At 72.5% G+C, this 15500-nt stretch carries 17 protein-coding genes; 1 reads left to right on the top strand and 16 read right to left on the bottom strand.

The annotated features are described in order from the left end of the window. Nucleotides 1-73 precede the first annotated feature (73 nt). The 14 genes from lgt to ABIC52_RS01200 all read right to left on the bottom strand — a co-directional run bounded on the left by lgt (nt 74) and on the right by ABIC52_RS01200 (nt 12529). On the bottom strand, nt 74-1069 hold the full coding sequence (lgt, locus tag ABIC52_RS01265) for a prolipoprotein diacylglyceryl transferase (protein ID WP_354026411.1): 996 nt from the start codon (nt 1067-1069) through the stop codon (nt 74-76). A 220-nt stretch (nt 1070-1289) separates the two neighbouring features. Next, nucleotides 1290-2093 (bottom strand): tryptophan synthase subunit alpha, encoded by an 804-nt coding sequence (trpA, locus tag ABIC52_RS01260; protein ID WP_435526051.1) that lies wholly within the window; start codon nt 2091-2093, stop codon nt 1290-1292. Beyond that, nucleotides 2090-3304, bottom strand: a complete 1215-nt coding sequence (trpB, locus tag ABIC52_RS01255; protein WP_126890805.1) for a tryptophan synthase subunit beta — start codon at nt 3302-3304, stop codon at nt 2090-2092. Before trpB ends, trpA begins: the two co-directional genes overlap by 4 nt. A 64-nt stretch (nt 3305-3368) precedes the next feature. Continuing rightward, nucleotides 3369-4169, bottom strand: coding sequence for an indole-3-glycerol phosphate synthase TrpC (gene trpC, locus ABIC52_RS01250; protein ID WP_126890816.1), 801 nt, complete (start codon nt 4167-4169; stop codon nt 3369-3371). Nucleotides 4170-4182: 13 nt separating this feature from the next. Beyond that, entirely contained in the window at nt 4183-4422 is a 240-nt protein-coding gene (locus tag ABIC52_RS01245; RefSeq protein WP_066654504.1) for a DUF6704 family protein, read from the bottom strand. Beyond that, nucleotides 4419-5174 carry a Trp biosynthesis-associated membrane protein gene (locus ABIC52_RS01240; protein WP_126890804.1) on the bottom strand — a complete coding sequence of 252 codons (756 nt, stop codon included), beginning with the start codon at nt 5172-5174 and terminating at the stop codon, nt 4419-4421. The genes ABIC52_RS01245 and ABIC52_RS01240 overlap by 4 nt, the downstream gene beginning before the upstream one ends. After that, on the bottom strand, nt 5171-6715 hold the full coding sequence (locus tag ABIC52_RS01235; protein ID WP_209823594.1) for an anthranilate synthase component I: 1545 nt from the start codon (nt 6713-6715) through the stop codon (nt 5171-5173). Before ABIC52_RS01235 ends, ABIC52_RS01240 begins: the two co-directional genes overlap by 4 nt. After that, the gene (hisI, locus tag ABIC52_RS01230; RefSeq protein WP_126890802.1) at nt 6712-7137 is read right to left on the bottom strand and encodes a phosphoribosyl-AMP cyclohydrolase; all 426 of its coding nucleotides are present in this window, start codon (nt 7135-7137) and stop codon (nt 6712-6714) included. Before hisI ends, ABIC52_RS01235 begins: the two co-directional genes overlap by 4 nt. Before the next feature lie 39 nt (nt 7138-7176). After that, nucleotides 7177-7932 carry an imidazole glycerol phosphate synthase subunit HisF gene (gene hisF / locus ABIC52_RS01225; protein ID WP_126890815.1) on the bottom strand — a complete coding sequence of 252 codons (756 nt, stop codon included), beginning with the start codon at nt 7930-7932 and terminating at the stop codon, nt 7177-7179. A gap of 77 nt (nt 7933-8009) precedes the next feature. Next, nucleotides 8010-8849, bottom strand: a complete 840-nt coding sequence (gene hisG, locus ABIC52_RS01220; protein WP_126890801.1) for an ATP phosphoribosyltransferase — start codon at nt 8847-8849, stop codon at nt 8010-8012. A 75-nt stretch (nt 8850-8924) separates the two neighbouring features. Further along, complete coding sequence (locus ABIC52_RS01215; RefSeq protein ID WP_058726551.1) at nt 8925-9188, bottom strand: phosphoribosyl-ATP diphosphatase; 264 nt, start codon at nt 9186-9188, stop codon at nt 8925-8927. A gap of 92 nt (nt 9189-9280) precedes the next feature. Next, nucleotides 9281-9940, bottom strand: a complete 660-nt coding sequence (gene rpe / locus ABIC52_RS01210; protein ID WP_209677238.1) for a ribulose-phosphate 3-epimerase — start codon at nt 9938-9940, stop codon at nt 9281-9283. A 106-nt stretch (nt 9941-10046) separates the two neighbouring features. Beyond that, nucleotides 10047-11597 carry an RsmB/NOP family class I SAM-dependent RNA methyltransferase gene (locus tag ABIC52_RS01205; RefSeq protein ID WP_354026410.1) on the bottom strand — a complete coding sequence of 517 codons (1551 nt, stop codon included), beginning with the start codon at nt 11595-11597 and terminating at the stop codon, nt 10047-10049. Next, nucleotides 11594-12529, bottom strand: coding sequence for a methionyl-tRNA formyltransferase (locus ABIC52_RS01200; RefSeq protein WP_209823585.1), 936 nt, complete (start codon nt 12527-12529; stop codon nt 11594-11596). The genes ABIC52_RS01205 and ABIC52_RS01200 overlap by 4 nt, the downstream gene beginning before the upstream one ends. 93 nt (nt 12530-12622) lie before the next feature. Here ABIC52_RS01200 and ABIC52_RS01195 point away from each other — a divergent pair, with 93 nt between their 5' ends. Further along, nucleotides 12623-13078 (top strand): DUF4383 domain-containing protein, encoded by a 456-nt coding sequence (locus ABIC52_RS01195; protein WP_174234689.1) that lies wholly within the window; start codon nt 12623-12625, stop codon nt 13076-13078. A 91-nt stretch (nt 13079-13169) separates the two neighbouring features. Here ABIC52_RS01195 and ABIC52_RS01190 read toward each other — a convergent pair whose 3' ends face one another. Both ABIC52_RS01190 and tdh read right to left on the bottom strand, forming a co-directional pair. Then, a complete protein-coding gene (locus ABIC52_RS01190) occupies nt 13170-14351 on the bottom strand; it encodes a glycine C-acetyltransferase (RefSeq protein ID WP_209823583.1) in 1182 nt (393 codons plus the stop codon). Further along, nucleotides 14351-15403, bottom strand: coding sequence for an L-threonine 3-dehydrogenase (gene tdh / locus ABIC52_RS01185; RefSeq protein WP_354026409.1), 1053 nt, complete (start codon nt 15401-15403; stop codon nt 14351-14353). Before tdh ends, ABIC52_RS01190 begins: the two co-directional genes overlap by 1 nt. Nucleotides 15404-15500: the final 97 nt, after the last annotated feature.

Here is a 15500-nt window from a genome sequence, read left to right as displayed (position 1 = left end):
TGACCCGACCGTGCGGAGGGTGCTCCGTGGCCGGCGGGTGCCGTCCGTGGAGCGGGTGCTGCCGGTCGCGGAGTTACCGCGCGCGGCCTGCTGCAGGGACCGGATCGGCGTCGACGTCGGTCGCCGGAGCGTCGTCGTCGTGTTCCGACCAGGTGTCGTCCGAGTCTACATCGGAGGTCCGACGCGGCTCGCGACCCGGCAGGTACGGGCTCGGCTCCTGACCGGTGTGCCGACGCGTCTGCACGAGGAAGATCACGATGCCGAGCAGGATCGCGGCGAAGGACATCCAGACGTTCGTGCGGATCCCGAAGAAGGTCTCGCTCGTGTCGACGCGGATGGACTCGAGGACCGATCGGCCGGTGCCGTACCAGATCAGGTAGAGCGCCATGACCTTGCCCCACTGCAGCCGGAAGCGCTTGTCGAGCAGCAGGATGACGACGACGCCGACGACGTTCCAGATGATTTCGTAGAGGAAGGTCGGGTGGAACAGCGTGCCCTCGGGCAGGCCCTTCGGGAACGCGGCGTTCGTCGACTCGATCTCGAGCCCCCACGGCAGGCTCGTCGGCATGCCGAACAGCTCGTGGTTGAAGTAGTTGCCGAGGCGGCCGAAGGCCTGGGCGAGCAGGACACCCGGCGCGATGGCGTCGATCAGGCTCGAGAAGCGCAGACCCACCTGGCGGCAGCCGATGTACGCACCGAGCGATCCGAGGATGAGCGCGCCGAAGATGGCCAGCCCGCCCTCCCAGACGTAGAGGAACGAGAGCGGGTCACGCCCCGGCCCGAAGTAGTCGCTGACGTGGCTGAACACGTGGAACAGGCGACCACCGATGATCCCGGCCGGCACCGCCCAGATCGCGATGTCGATGATGATCCAGCGCTCGACCCCGCGGGCGTTGAGCCGCCGGTTCGCCAGCACGACGGCCGCGACGATGCCCAGCAGGATGCAGATCGCGTACGCGTGGATCCGGAAGTCGAGCGGCAGCGACCAGCCGAACGCGTCACGGAGCCAGGCGGTCAGGTCGAAGTACTGCCACGCGGTGCTCGGGCTCGGGATGCTCAGGAGGGGCATGGAGGTGCTGTCGCCTTTCGGTGCTGGACGGCCGCGGTGCCGCTGGAGGGTCGGCCCCGCTCACTGTAGCGCGGGAACCGCGCCGACCAGGAACCAGGGCGCGGTCCTGTGGGAACTGTGACCGACACGGACGGGAGGCGCGGTGCGGGCGAGCCGATCGGCCCACCTGCACCGCGCCTCCCGTCCGGTCTGCTGGCTGTCTGCTGGCGGAGCGTCCTCGTCAGCCGCGCACGGCGCCGCTGGTCAGGTCGGCCGCGCGGTCCGCGACCCCCTGGACGCCGAGGTCGGCGAGGGCGCGCACGAAGGCGGACCCGATGATCGCGCCGTCCGCGTACTCGAGGACCTCGCGCACCTGGTCGGCGGTCGAGATGCCGAGGCCGACGCACGTGCGCTCCACCCCGGCGTCGCGGAGTCGCGACACGACGGTTCGCGCGGCGGTGTCGACACCGACCCGCGCACCGGTGACGCCCATCGTCGAGACGGCGTAGACGAACCCGCGACTCGATCGGACCGCCTGCTCCATGCGGGCGTCGGTCGAGGACGGCGCCGCGAGGAACACCCGGTCGAGCCCGGTGCGCTCGGACGCGTCGATCCAGGCGCGGCCCTCGTCCGGGATGAGGTCCGGCGTGATCAGCCCGGATGCGCCGGCCGCGACGAGGTCGTCGGCGAAGCGCTCGACGCCGTAGCGGAGCACCGGGTTCCAGTAGGTCATCACGAGCACGGGCACGTCGACCCGGTCGGTGATCTGGTCGACCGCGTCGAACACCTGCGCGACGCGGAACCCGTTCGCCAGGCTCTCCTCGGCGGCGCGCTGGATCACCGGACCGTCCATCACCGGGTCGGAGTACGGCAGGCCGAGTTCGATGACGTCGACCCCGTTCTCGGCGAGGGCGACGGCTGCGTCGACGCTGGTCCGCAGGTCGGGGAAGCCGGCCGGCAGGTACCCGACGACGGCGCCGGCGCGCTCGGCGTTCGCGGTGTCGATCGTCGTCGCGACCGACGTGGAGGTACCGGGGTTCGTCACAGCTGCACCGCGTTCTCGTCGAGGATGCCGAAGTAGCGACTGGCGGACGCGACGTCCTTGTCACCACGTCCGGACAGGGACACCAGCACGACGCCGTCGGGACCGAGCTCCTTGCCCAGCTTGATGGCCCCAGCGAGCGCGTGCGCCGACTCGATGGCCGGCAGGATGCCCTCGGTCCGGCCGAGCAGACGGAAGGCCTCCATCGCCTCGGCGTCGGTGATCGGCGAGTACTGCGCGCGGCCGATCGAGGCGAGGTAGGCGTGCTCGGGACCGACGCTCGGGTAGTCGAGGCCCGCCGAGATGCTGTGGCTCTCGATGGTCTGGCCGTCCTCGTCCTGCATGAGGTACGACATCGTGCCCTGGAGGACACCGGTGCGCCCGAGCGAGATGCTCGCGGCGTGCCGACCGGTCTCGATGCCGTCGCCACCGGCCTCGAAGCCGTGCAACCGGACCGACTCGTCGTCGAGGAAGGCCTCGAAGATGCCCATCGCGTTCGACCCGCCGCCGACGCACGCGGCGACGGCGTCCGGCAGACGACCGATGCGGTCGAGGACCTGCTGCCGGGCCTCCTCGCCGATCACCTTGTGGAACTCGCGGACCATCTCCGGGAACGGGTGCGGACCGGCGACGGTGCCGAGCAGGTAGTGGGTCGAGTCGACGTTCGCCACCCAGTCGCGCAGCGCGTCGTTGATGGCGTCCTTCAGGGTGCGCGAGCCGGTCTCGACGGGGATCACCTCGGCGCCGAGCAGCCGCATGCGCGCGACGTTCAACGCCTGGCGCTCGGTGTCCACCGCACCCATGTACACGACGCAGTCCATGCCGAACAGCGCCGCGGCGGTGGCCGTCGCGACGCCGTGCTGCCCCGCGCCGGTCTCGGCGATCAACCGGGTCTTGCCGAGGCGCTTCGCGACGAGCGCCTGACCGAGCACGTTGTTGATCTTGTGCGAGCCGGTGTGGTTCAGGTCCTCGCGCTTGAGGATGATGCGCGCACCACCGGCGTGCTTCGCGAACCGCGGCGCCTCGGTGATGATCGACGGACGGCCGGTGTACTCGCGCTGGAGCGTGTCGAGCTCCTCGCGGAACGCCGGGTCCGCCCAGGCCTCGCGGAAGGCGGTCTCGAGCTCGTCGAGCGCGAGCACGAGCGACTCGGGGACGAAGCGTCCGCCGAAGTCGCCGAAGTACGGGCCCTGCAGGTCACGGAGTGAGGTCACGGTGGGTCTCCCGGGGTGTTCGGCGGCCCCGGTGTGCGGGGCGACCGGTGGGACGGTGGTCGGATCAGCCGCGCGGACGGCCGGAGCCGTCCGCTGCGGCGATGAACGACGCGAGGGTGGTGGCGGGGTCCGCGCCCGTGACGAGCGCCTCACCCACCAGGACGACGTCGGCACCCGCAGCGCGGTAGTGGGCGACGTCGGCGGGGCCGGCGACGGCGGACTCGGCCACGCGCACGACCCCGTCGGGGATGCGGTCGGCGAGGGAGCCGAACAGGTCGCGGTCCAGCGAGAAGTCGGTCAGGTCGCGCGCGTTCACGCCGAGGATGCGTGCGCCGGCGTCCAGGCCGCGGGAGACCTCGTCACCGGAGTGCGCCTCGACCAGCACGCGCATGCCGACCTGCTCGGCGAGCTCGTGCAGCTCGACGAGCTGTCGCTGCTCCAGTGCTGCCACGATCAGCAGCACCAGGTCGGCCCCGGCCGCACGGGCCTCGAGCACCTGGTACGGGTCGGCGATGAAGTCCTTGCGGAGCACCGGCAGCGACACGCGCGCCTTCACGGCCTCGAGGTCGGCGAGGCTGCCGAGGAACTTCCGCCCCTCGGTGAGGACGCTGATCGTCGACGCTCCGCCACGCTCGTAGTCGGCAGCGAGGGCGGCCGGGTCCTCGATGGGCGCCATGGAACCGCGCGACGGGCTCGCGCGCTTGACCTCGGCGAGGATCTTCACACGGTCGCCGGGCGACAGGAAGTCGAGGGCGTCGAGCGGCGACGCCACCCGGTCCAGGTCGCGCTCGACGTCCGAGAGCGGACGGTCGGCACGACGGGCGGCGGCGTCCTCGAGCGCGCCCGCGACGAGGGTCTCGAGCACGTTCGGCACGGGACTACTCCGCGTGGTGCTTGGCGACGTACTTCGGACCGTTGACGCCGTAGCCGGCCTTCGCCATCACGGCACCGACGACCAGGCCGATCACCACGACGACGGCGGACGCCCAGACGCCCCACGCCAGGTCGAACCAGAAGAACAGCGTGCCTGCCGCGAAGCCGATCAGCATGATCACGACGGCGGTCCAGGCGGCGGGCGAGTGGCCTTCGCCGAGTTCTGCGGGCTCAGTGTTGCTCACGGTGCTCCTCGTTCTGCTCCGGCGCCGTCGTCCGATCGGCGCCGGTCCGATCCTACCGTGTCGCTCGTGGACGGCTCCCCCACCGCGCCCGTGCCGGGGGTCTCGGAGGCGGGGTCGGCGGCCGGGGCGCCGGTCCGCTCGGCGGTCGGGTCGGCGGTCGGGTCGTCACCGGCGCTCAGGTCGTCCCAGTCGGTGATCGCGTCGCGCGGTACCGCGGCCTGGGCACGGGCGTCGGCGGCGGCACCGGCGGTCGCGGCCGCGTACTTCCGGGTCGGGCCGGGCCACTGCCGCTGCACCACGAACACGACGATTCCGAGGACCACGGCGAGGACGCCGCCGGCGATGCCCACGGCGGGCCAGGCGGTGACGTCCACACGGTCGACGACCTGCCGCACGGCCTCGGTGTCGCTGACGCCGGCGACCTCGCCGACCGCGCCCTTCGATGCGGCGACCGGGTCCGCCAGTGCACCGATGCCGGTCGCGACGACCGCGACGCCGAGCAGCACCTCGACTGCCGCGAGCACGACACGGAGCACCCGGCCGGCGATCGTCAGTGCGAGGAACAGCGCCAGGCTCGCGATGGCCAGCGCCGTGTACTGCGGCACGACGGCGGCGCCGTCGGCCACGACCCGCGGCACGACCGCGGTTCCGGCGTGCAGGTGCACCGTGAACCAGGTCTGGGTCCAGGAGAGCATCACGATGCCCGCGACCGCGAGGCCGGCGACGACGACGAGCGGGCGGGAGCGTTTCACGAGCGGACCTCGCGCATGCGGTTCGCGGTCGCGACGGCACGCAGGGGGGCGGCGGCCTTGTTGACGGCCTCGACGTGCTCGGTGTGCGGATCCGAGTCGGCGACGAGTCCGGCGCCGGCCTGCACACGGGCGACGCCGTCCTTGATGAGCGCCGTGCGGATCGCGATCGCCAGGTCGGCGTCGCCGGCGAAGTCGAAGTAGCCGACGACTCCCGCGTACGCCCCGCGCTTCGCCGGCTCGAGCTCGTCGATGATCTCGAGCGCGCGCGGCTTCGGTGCTCCCGACAGCGTGCCGGCGGGGAAGGTCGCTCGGAAGACGTCGATCGCCGAGGCCTCCGGACGCACCGAGCCCTCGACGCTCGACACCAGGTGCATGATGTGGCTGAAGCGCTCGACGGTCATGAACTCGGTCACCGCGACGGTCCCCGGCTCGCACACCTTCTGGAGGTCGTTGCGGGCGAGGTCGACGAGCATCAGGTGCTCGGCGCGCTCCTTCGGGTCGGCGAGCAGCTCGTCGCCCAGGCGGACGTCCTCGACCGGGCTCGCCCCGCGCGGGCGGGACCCGGCGATCGGGTGCGTGATCGCCCGCCCGTCCTGCACCTTCACGAGGGCCTCCGGCGAGGCGCCCACGATCCAGAAGCGCTCGTCCGCGGTGTCCGCCAGGGCGAGGAAGTACATGTATGGGCTCGGGTTGAGCGTCCGCAGCACCCGGTACACGTCGAGCGGATCGGCCGTGACGTCGTGGTCGAACCGCTGCGAGATCACGACCTGGAACACGTCGCCGTCGCGGATGAAGTCCTTCGACCGCTCGACCGCGGCCATGTAGTCCTCGGGCGTCGTCCGGTGGCGCGGGGTCGGCTCGGCGATCTCGAACGCCTCGGCCACCGTCGCCGGGCTCGGCTGCACCAGGTCGGCCTGCATCCGGTCGAGCCGGGCCTGCGCGTCCGACCACATCGTGTCGGCGTCGTCGGTGCCGTCGTTGAGGACGCTCGCGACGAGGAGCACGAGACCCGTGCGGTGGTCGAGCGCCGCGAGCTCGGACACGAACGCCAGGGCCTGCCCCGGCACCTCGAAGTCGGCTGGCGGGACGTCCGGCAGGTGCTCGAGCTGTCGCACGGCCTCCCACCCGATGAACCCGACCGTGCCGCCGACGAGCGGCGGGGTGCCCGGCACGCGCGGGGTCGCCCACCGGTCGTGCAGTCGCGCCAGGACGTCCAGGGGCGCGCCCTCGAGCGAGTCCACGACGCGGGACGCCGGGATGCCGGTGTCGATCCACGAGGCACGGTCGCCGTCCTGGGTCAGGACGCCGAAGCTCCGGACCCCGACGAACGACCAGCGCGACCACAGGCCGCCCTGGCCGGCGGACTCGAGCAGGAACGACCCGGGGCGGCCGTCCGCGAGCTTGCGGTAGACGCCGACGGGCGTCTCGCTGTCGGCGTACAGCGCGCGGACGACCGGGACGACGCGGTGGCCGTCGAGCAGGTCGTCGAAGGCCTGCCGGGAGGTCGTGCGCGGTTCCTCCGCGCCGGTGGCGGTGCTCATCGGGTCTCCTCCACGGCCGTGGTCGCTCCGTGCGCGTCGGTCACGACTCCGGCCGGCGCGGACGCCGTCACCGGGTCGAGCGGGTCGACCTCGAAGCAGCTGTGCGCACCGGTGTGGCACGCCGCCCCGACCTGCTGCACGGTGACGAGCAGGGTGTCGTCGTCGCAGTCGAGTGCCGCGGCCCGGACGTACTGCGCGTGCCCGGACGTGTCGCCCTTGCGCCAGTACTCCTGCCGCGACCGCGACCAGAAGGTCACCCGCCCCTCGGTGAGGGTGCGGCGGAGGGCTTCGCGGTCCATCCAGCCGAGCATGAGGACGTCCTTCGAGGACTCCTCCTGCACGACTGCGGGGAGGAGCCCGTCGTGCCCGAACCGTGCGCGGTCGAGGACCGCCTCCGTGCTGGTGCTGGTGCTGTCGGTCATGGGACTCCTAGCCTACGGCGGGGTGTCGGCGGACGGGTGTCAGCGGACGGGGTGGCCGGCGGCGCGCAGCGCTGCCTTGACGTCCCCGATGGTCATCTCCCCGCGGTGGAAGACGCTGGCGGCGAGCACGGCGTCCGCTCCCGACTCGACGGCCGGGGCGAAGTGCTCGACGCGACCAGCGCCTCCCGAGCCGATGACGGGGACCGACGAGACCGCGCGCACCGCGGCGATGAGCTCGAGGTCGAAGCCGTTCTTCGTGCCGTCGGCGTCGATCGAGTTGACGAGCAGCTCGCCGGCGCCGCGCTCGACGCCCTCGCGTGCCCACGCGATCGCGTCGAGGTCGGACTCCGTGCGGCCGCCGTGCGTGGTGACCACGAAGCCGGACGGCATCCGGTCCGAGCGCTTCACGTCGAGCGACAGCACGACCGCCTGCGCACCGAAGCGGTCCGCGATCTCGCCGACGAGCTCCGGCCGGGCGATCGCCGCGCTGTTCACGCCGATCTTGTCCGCGCCGCACTGCTGCAGACGGGACACGTCGTCGACGCTCCGGACGCCACCACCGACGGTGAGCGGGATGAAGACCTGCTCCGCCGTCCGGGTCACGGTGTCGTACATCGTGGCGCGGTTCTCGACCGTCGCTCCGACGTCGAGGAAGGTGAGCTCGTCGGCGCCCTGCTCGTAGTAGCGGGCGGCGAGCTCGACGGGGTCGCCGGCGTCCTGCAGGTCGAGGAAGTTCACGCCCTTGACGACCCGACCGCCCTGCACGTCGAGGCAGGGGACGACCCGGACCGACACTCCGCCGGCGACACCGGCGACACCACTGTCGGTGGAATCGCGCTCGGGTCCGGTCGCGCCGGGGCGCACCGCGTCGTTCACAGGCGTGCGGCGTGGATCGGGCTGACGAGGATGGCGCGCGCACCGAGGTCGTAGAGCGCGTCCATGATGAGGTTGGCGTCCTCGCGCGGGATCATCACGCGGACGGCCGACCAGTCGCGGTCGTGCAGCGGGGAGACCGTCGGCGACTCGATGCCCGACGCGACCGCGGTGGCCTGCTCCAGCAGGTCGGTCGGGATGTCGTAGTCGAGCATGACGTAGCCGCGGGCGACGAGCACGCCCTGCAGGCGGCGACGCAGGACGTCGATGCCCGGGATGCTCTCGTCGGTCGAGATGAGCAGCGCGGTCGACTCGAGGATGACCGGACCGAAGATCTCGAGCCCGGCGGCACGGAGCGTGCTGCCCGTCGAGACGACGTCGGCCACGGCGTCGGCGACACCGAGGCGCACGGCGCTCTCGACGGCGCCGTCGAGCTTCACGAGGGTCGCGGTCACCCCGTGCCGGGCGAGGAACTCCCCCACGAGACCCGGGTAGCTCGTCGCGACGCGGACGCCGTCGAGGTCCTGCAGCTCGGTGAACCGACCTGGGGTGCCGGCGAACCGGAAGGTCGAGTCGGCGAACCCGAGCGCGTCGACCTCGTGCGCCGCCGACCCGGAGTCGAGCAGCAGGTCACGGCCGGTGATGCCGACGTCGAGCGCGCCGGAGCCGACGTAGGTCGCGATGTCGCGCGGGCGGAGGAAGAAGAACTCGACGCCGTTGCGCTCGTCGAGCAGGTGGAGCGCCTTCGGGTCACGGCGACCGGCGTACCCGGCCTCCTTGAGCATCTCGGAGGCGGTCTCGGACAGCGAGCCCTTGTTGGGCACGGCGATGCGGAGCATCAGGGGGTCTGCTTTCTGCTGGAGGTCGGTGACTTCTGCGGGTCGCGACGGCGCCGGAGCGCTCGTGGCGGGTGCCTACAGATGTCGCCAGACGTCCGCCGGGGTGAGCCCCTTCGCGACCATGAGCACCTGGAGGTGGTAGATCAGCTGCGAGATCTCCTCCGAGGTGCGCTCGTCGCCCTCGTACTCGGCCGCCATCCAGACCTCGGCGGCCTCTTCCACGATCTTCTTGCCGATCTGGTGCACGCCGGCGTCCAGTTCGGCGACGGTGCCGGAGCCCTCGGGGCGCGTGCGCGCCTTCTCGGTCAGCTCCGCGAACAGGTCGTCGAACGTCTTCACGGGGACCAGGCTACCGTCCTGCGCGGACACGGCTGACGCACCGTCCGGACGGGAGGCGCTGGTCGCCTCCGACACGCTGTCCACCTGGTCGGTCACGCGCGTGCCGCCGCTGCCGCCTCGCGCAGGTCGGCGATGCGCTCCGCGGGGTCACCGCCGTAGACGGCGGATCCGGCCACGAGCGTGTCGGCGCCGCTGCGGACGGCCTCGGGCACGGTGTCGACCGCGATGCCGCCGTCGACCTCGAGCCAGACGTCGAGCCCCGAGGCGTCCACCGCGGCGCGCGCATCGGCGAGCTTCGGCATCACGGACGGCATGAACGACTGCCCGCCGAAGCCGGGTTCGACGGTCATGAGCAGGATCATGTCGTAGGCGTCGAGGTGGTGGAGCACCTGCGTGATCGGGGTGCCGGGCTTCACGGCGACGGCGGCACGGGCACCGTTCGACCGGATCGCGGCTGCGGTGGCCACCGGGTCGTCGGCGGCCTCGAAGTGGAACGTGACGCTCGAGGCGCCCGTCTCGGCGTACTTCGGCGCCTGCGTGTCCGCGTCGGTGATCATCAGGTGGACGTCGAGCGGAACCGGGGAGACCTCCTGCAGGCGCTGCACGATCGGCAGGCCCAGCGTGAGGTTCGGCACGAAGTGGTTGTCCATCACGTCGACGTGCACCATGTCGGCGCTCTCGATGCGGTGCAGCTCCCGCTCGAGGTTGGCGAAGTCGGCGGACAGGATGCTCGGCGAGATGCGGATCGTCACCGTGCAACCCTACCGATCCGTGTCCTCCGCAGAACGCAACGTCGGCGGCCCCTCGCAGCGGTACTGCACTGCGAGCAGACGCCGACGTTGCGTCGTGCGGAAGGGGTCAGGCGCGGCGGCGGAGGAGCGCGACGAACATGGCGTCGGTGCCGATCCGGTGCGGCCACAGCTGCACCGTCGGACCGTCGGCGACCTGCGGGTCCCGGGCCGCCACCGACCGGACCACGTCGGCGGTGTCGAGCTGCTCGAGCACGTCACCGTGCCGCTCCAGGAGCGCGTCGACCTGCCCGCGCGTCTCGGCCAGGTGCGGCGAGCACGTCACGTACGCCAGGGTCCCACCGGGTGCGAGCGCTCGGACGGCCGCGTCGAGCAGCTCGGACTGGAGCGCCGCGAGCTCGGGGACGTCCTCGGGCTGCTTGCGCCACCGCGCCTCGGGACGCCGGCGGAGCGCGCCGAGCCCGGTGCACGGAGCATCGAGCAGGATCCGGTCGAACAGCTCGTCGCCCGGCTTGCCGAAGCGCCGCCCGTCGCCCTCGACGACCGTGACGGTGTCGTCGTCGGCCACGGTGGACAGTGCCTTGCGCACCAGTCCGGCGCGAGCGGGGACGAGCTCGTTGGCGACGAGGGTCGCTCCGCCCTGCGCGGCCTCTGCGGCGAGGAGCGCGGCCTTGCCCCCGGGCCCGGCACACATGTCGAGCCACCGCTCCCCCGGGCGGACGGCGGACGACCGCGTGAGGGCGAGGGCCGCGAGTTGCGACCCCTCGTCCTGCACCCGGAGCCGGCCGGCGGCGACACCGGGGACCCGCGCAGGATCGCCGGTCGTCCCGCGGATGCCGAGCGGCGACACCGGGCCCGCGTCCGCCTCGGGGATCCGTACGGGAGGCGCGGTGCCGGTGTCGTCGTCGGTCCAGGCTCCGTCGTCGGCACCGTCATCGTCCTGGGTCACGGTGCCGGGTCCGAGCGGCTCTGCCTCGTCGTCGGCGTCGCCGGCCGTCGCGGTGCGGACGTCCTCGTCGGTGGCGAGCCCCGGGAGCGCGACGAGCTGCACGCGCGGCGCGACGTTGTCGGCTGCGAGCAGGGCGGCGAGCTCGTCGCGCGACCGCTCCGCCGCCAGCGCGTCCCGGAGCGCAGCGACCACCCACGACGGGTGCGACCAGCGGGTGGCCAGCAGCGCGTCGCCGCTCCGCCCCTCGGTGACCAGGGCGTCCCACTCGTCGTCGGTCTTGGCGGCGACCTTCCGCAGAACGGCGTTCACGAAGCCGGTGGCCCGGCGGGCGCCGACCTCGCGGGCGAGCTCCACGGTCGCCGAGACGGCCGCGTGCGTGGGTGTGCGCATGCCGAGCAGCTGGTGCACCCCGAGGCGCATCACGTCGAGCACGTCGGACTCGATGTTGTCGAGCCGGCGACCGGATGCGACCCCGACGATCGCGTCGTAGCGGCCGAGCATCCGGATCGACCCGTAGGTCAGCTCGGTGGCGAATGCGGCGTCGCGGGCGGAGAGGCCGGCGCGACGGATGCGCGTGGGCAGGAGCAGGTTGGCGTAGGCGTCGTCGACCTGCACCGCGCGGAGCACGTCGAACGCGACCCGACGGGCACTGGTCGGCCGGGGTCGGCGGTCTGCTCGCGACTGCCGGGGCGGCTGGTTCGTCGGGCTCATGCGAGCACCACGCCCTCGAGCGAGCCGAGACCGCGTGCCCAGGCGGCACCGTCCATCGCCTTCTTGCCTGCCGGTTGCACCTCGGCGAGCACGAGCGGCACGTCGGCCGTCCCGACGAGCAGCCGACCGTCGACCAGTGCGAGTGCGCCGGGCGCGAGGTGCGGGGCGGAGGAGGTCGTGCCTCCCGGCAGGAGCGCGCTGCGGAGCAGCTTCACCCGCGTCTCGCCGAGGTGGGCGAACGCGCCGGGTTCGGGCGTCACCCCGCGGATGCGGGCGTGGACGGCCGGAGCCGGTTCGTCGAAGGTGACGTGTGCGTCGTCGGCCGTCGGCTTCGGGGCGTGCGTGACCGTGCCGGACTGTTCGGTGGCGACCGCGGTCCCGTCGGCCAGGGCGTCGACGACCCGCAGGACGGTCTCCGCCCCCGACTCGGCCATCGCGGCGAGGACGTCTCCGCTGGTCGCGTCCGGGTCGATGTCGAACGGGTCGGCGGCGTACACGGGACCGGCGTCGAGCGCCTCGACGAGCTGGAAGACCGTCGCAGCCGTCCGGGTGTCGCCCGCCATCACGGCGCGCTGGACGGGCGCGGCACCGCGGTACGCCGGCAGGTCGGAGAAGTGCAGGTTGACCCAGCCGAGGCGGGGAGCGTCCAGAGCGGGACGACGCAGGAGCGCACCGTACGCGACGATGACGCCGAGGTCGGCCTGCAGGTCGACGAGCTGCGCGGTCACGGCCTCGTCCACCCGGGTCGCCTCGATGACGGGCAGTCCGAGCTCCTCGGCGACCTGCGCCACCGGGGTCGGCGTGAGGACACGCTTCCGCCCCTGGGGTGTCGGGGGTCGGGTGAGGACGGCCGCGATCTCGTGGTCGGAGGCGGCGAGACGTCGGAGGGTGGGGACGGCCGCAGCGGGGCTGCCGGCGACGACGAGACGCATGGGGACCATCGTCCCACGCCCGACGGTGTCCGACGCGCGCGGGACGCGGGCGACCGGGAACGGACTGCGAGCCGGCTGGGTAACGTCCGGACCATGAGTGACGTCACCACCTCCACCAACCGCTACGCCGGCTCGTCGATCCAGAAGGTCGCGCTCGTCGTCGGCATCGTGTTCCTGCTCGTCGGGATCGCCGGGTTCGTGCCGGGGCTGACCTCCGGCGACCTCGGCGGTGCCGGTCACCACTCGATGGCGATGCTGCTCGGGATCTTCCAGGTGTCGGTCCTGCACAACATCGTGCACCTGCTGTTCGGTGTCGTCGGGTTGCTCGCGGCGAACCGTGCGACGGGATCGCGGATGTACCTCGTCATCGGCGGCGTCGTCTACTTCGTGCTGTGGGTGTACGGCCTGTTCACGGCGGGCACGATGTCCGGCGCGAACTTCGTCCCGCTGAACTGGGCGGACAACTGGCTGCACCTGGTGCTGGCGATCGGCATGGTGGCGCTCGGCGTCGTCTTCCCGCGGGAGCGCCGCCGCCCGGTCGGCGCCTGAACCAGGGCCGGACCCGCAACACGCCACGTCGGCGGCTCCTCGCAGTGGTACGCCCCTGCGAGCAGCCGCCGACGTTGCGTTCCGGGAGGCGTCAGCCGTCGACGGCGGCGCGGGCCCCGACGAAGGCGTCGACGCACCGGCGCACCTGCTCCTCGGTGTGCGCTGCGGAGAGCTGCACCCGGATCCGGGCTCTCCCCTGCGGCACCACCGGGTAGCTGAAGGCCGTCACGTAGACGCCCCGTGCCTGCATCTCGTCGGCGATGCGCGCGGTGCGCGCGGCGTCGTGGAACATCACGGGCACGATCGGGTGCTCCCCCGGCAGGAGCTCGAAGCCCGCGTCGGACATGAGCGTCCGGAACGTCCTGGCGTTGGCTGCGAGCCGGGCGCGGGCGTCGTCCGAGCGTTCGACCAGGTCCAGTGCCGCGAGGGTGCCCGCCGCGATCACCGGCGCGAGCGAGTTCGAGAACAGGTACGGGCGTGAGCGCTGCCGCAGCAGGTCGACGACCTCCCGGCGAGCGGCCACGTACCCGCCGGACGCCCCGCCGAGCGCCTTGCCGAACGTGCCGGTGTACACGTCGACCCGGTCCGCCACCCCGCACAGTTCGGGGGTCCCCCGGCCGTGCTCACCGACGAACCCGACCGCGTGCGAGTCGTCGACGATGACGAGTGCGTCGTACCGCTCGGCGAGGTCGCAGATCTCGGCGAGCGGCGCGATCGAGCCGTCCATCGAGAAGACGCCGTCGGTGACCACCGCACGGAAGCGTGCCGACGAGGCGGCGGCGAGCTGCGCCTCCAGGTCGGCGGTGTCGCGGTTGCGGTACCGGAACCGCTGCGCCTTCGAGAGACGGATGCCGTCGATGATCGACGCGTGGTTGAGCTCGTCGGAGATGATCGCGTCCTCCGGACCGAGCAGCACCTCGAACAGCCCGCCGTTCGCGTCGAAGCACGACGAGTACAGGATCGCGGCCTCGGTGCCGAGGAAGCCCGCCACCCGACGTTCGAGGTCGAGGTGCAGGTCCTGCGTGCCGCAGATGAACCGCACGCTCGCCATGCCGTAGCCCCAGCGGTCGAGGGCGTCCTTCGCCGCGTCGACGAGGTCCGTCGAGTCCGCGAGCCCGAGGTAGTTGTTCGCGCAGAAGTTGAGCAGGTCGGTGCCGTCCGCCTCGATCGCGGCCCGCTGGGGGCCGGCGATGCCACGCTCGCGCTTCGTCAGCCCCGCTGCCTCGACACCGGCGAGCTCCGTCGCCAGGTGGTCCTTGATCGCGCCGTACATCAGGTCTCCGTCCAGTCGATGACGACCTTGCCGCCGTCCGCGTCCGCCGCCGCGGCGAACGCCGCCTCCCAGTCGCGCGCCGGGTGGCACGCCGACACGATCGAGCCGATGCGCGCTCTCAGGACCGCACTCGTGGCCAGCATCGAGCTCATCGCCTGCCACGTCTCGAACATCTCACGGCCGTAGATGCCCTTCACCGTGAGCATGTGCGTGACGACCTTGCCCCAGTCCACCGCGATCGGGCCGCTCGGCAGCCCGAGCATCGCGATGCGGCCGCCGTGGTTCATGTTCTCGACCATCGCGGGCAGTGCGGTCGGCGCCCCGGACATCTCGAAGCCGACGTCGAAGCCCTCACGCATGCCGAGCCGCTCCTGCACCTCGCGGACGGCGGCGGCACCGTCATGGCGCACGTCCACCCCGAGGTCGGCGCCCATCCCCTCCGCCATGCGCAGCCGCTGGGGGCTGACGTCGGTCCCGACGACGAACCGCGCCCCGGCGTGACGGGCCACGGCGATCGCCATGAGGCCGATCGGCCCGCACCCGGTGACCAGCACGTCCTCGCCGACCAGGGGGAACGCGAGCGCGGTGTGCACGGCGTTGCCGAGCGGGTCGAAGAGGGCGCCCACCTCGGGTTCGACGGGGCCGTGGTGGACCCAGACGTTCGTGCCGGGCAGCGTCAGGTACTCCGCGAACGCGCCGTCACGCTGCACGCCGAGCCCCTTCGTGCGGATGCACATCTGCCGACGTCCGGCGCGACAGTTCCGGCAGGTGCCGCAGACGACGTGGCCCTCGCCGGACACGAGGTCGCCGACCGCGACGTCCCGCACGGCCGTGCCGACCTCGACGACCTCGCCGGAGAACTCGTGGCCGGGAACGAGCGGCGCGGTCACGGCCGACGCGGCCCAGTCGTCCCACCGCTCGATGTGCAGGTCGGTCCCGCAGATCCCGGTCCGCAGCACGCGGACGAGGACCTCGTCCTCGGTCGGGACCGGCACCGGCCGGTCGGTCATGATCAGTCCCGGACCGGCGTCCGGCTTCCAGAGCGCCCGCATCGGCGTCACCTCGTCACTCCGTCGTGCGTGTGGTGTGGTCGTCGGTGGCTCGTGGCCACCACGCTCAGCCTGGCACACCGTCCGGACGGACGGGAGG

It is taken from the genome of Curtobacterium oceanosedimentum (genome assembly GCF_040545555.1).
GTDB lineage: Bacteria > Actinomycetota > Actinomycetes > Actinomycetales > Microbacteriaceae > Curtobacterium.
The sequence above is the reverse complement of the archived record's forward strand: the minus strand, read 5'-3'. Positions and strand labels throughout refer to the sequence as shown.

What these genes read in the sequence shown, in the direction of transcription:
- ABIC52_RS01190 (WP_209823583.1), bottom strand. Translation starts at nt 14,351, where the DNA reads ATGTACGGCGCGATCAAGGACCACCTGGCGACGGAGCTCGCCGGTGTC.
- hisG (WP_126890801.1), bottom strand. Translation starts at nt 8,849, where the DNA reads ATGCTCCGCATCGCCGTGCCCAACAAGGGCTCGCTGTCCGAGACCGCC.
- ABIC52_RS01200 (WP_209823585.1), bottom strand. Translation starts at nt 12,529, where the DNA reads ATGCGTCTCGTCGTCGCCGGCAGCCCCGCTGCGGCCGTCCCCACCCTC.
- lgt (WP_354026411.1), bottom strand. Translation starts at nt 1,069, where the DNA reads ATGCCCCTCCTGAGCATCCCGAGCCCGAGCACCGCGTGGCAGTACTTC.
- ABIC52_RS01235 (WP_209823594.1), bottom strand. Translation starts at nt 6,715, where the DNA reads ATGAGCACCGCCACCGGCGCGGAGGAACCGCGCACGACCTCCCGGCAG.
- tdh (WP_354026409.1), bottom strand. Translation starts at nt 15,403, where the DNA reads ATGCGGGCGCTCTGGAAGCCGGACGCCGGTCCGGGACTGATCATGACC.
- ABIC52_RS01205 (WP_354026410.1), bottom strand. Translation starts at nt 11,597, where the DNA reads ATGAGCCCGACGAACCAGCCGCCCCGGCAGTCGCGAGCAGACCGCCGA.
- ABIC52_RS01195 (WP_174234689.1), top strand. Translation starts at nt 12,623, where the DNA reads ATGAGTGACGTCACCACCTCCACCAACCGCTACGCCGGCTCGTCGATC.
- hisI (WP_126890802.1), bottom strand. Translation starts at nt 7,137, where the DNA reads ATGACCGACAGCACCAGCACCAGCACGGAGGCGGTCCTCGACCGCGCA.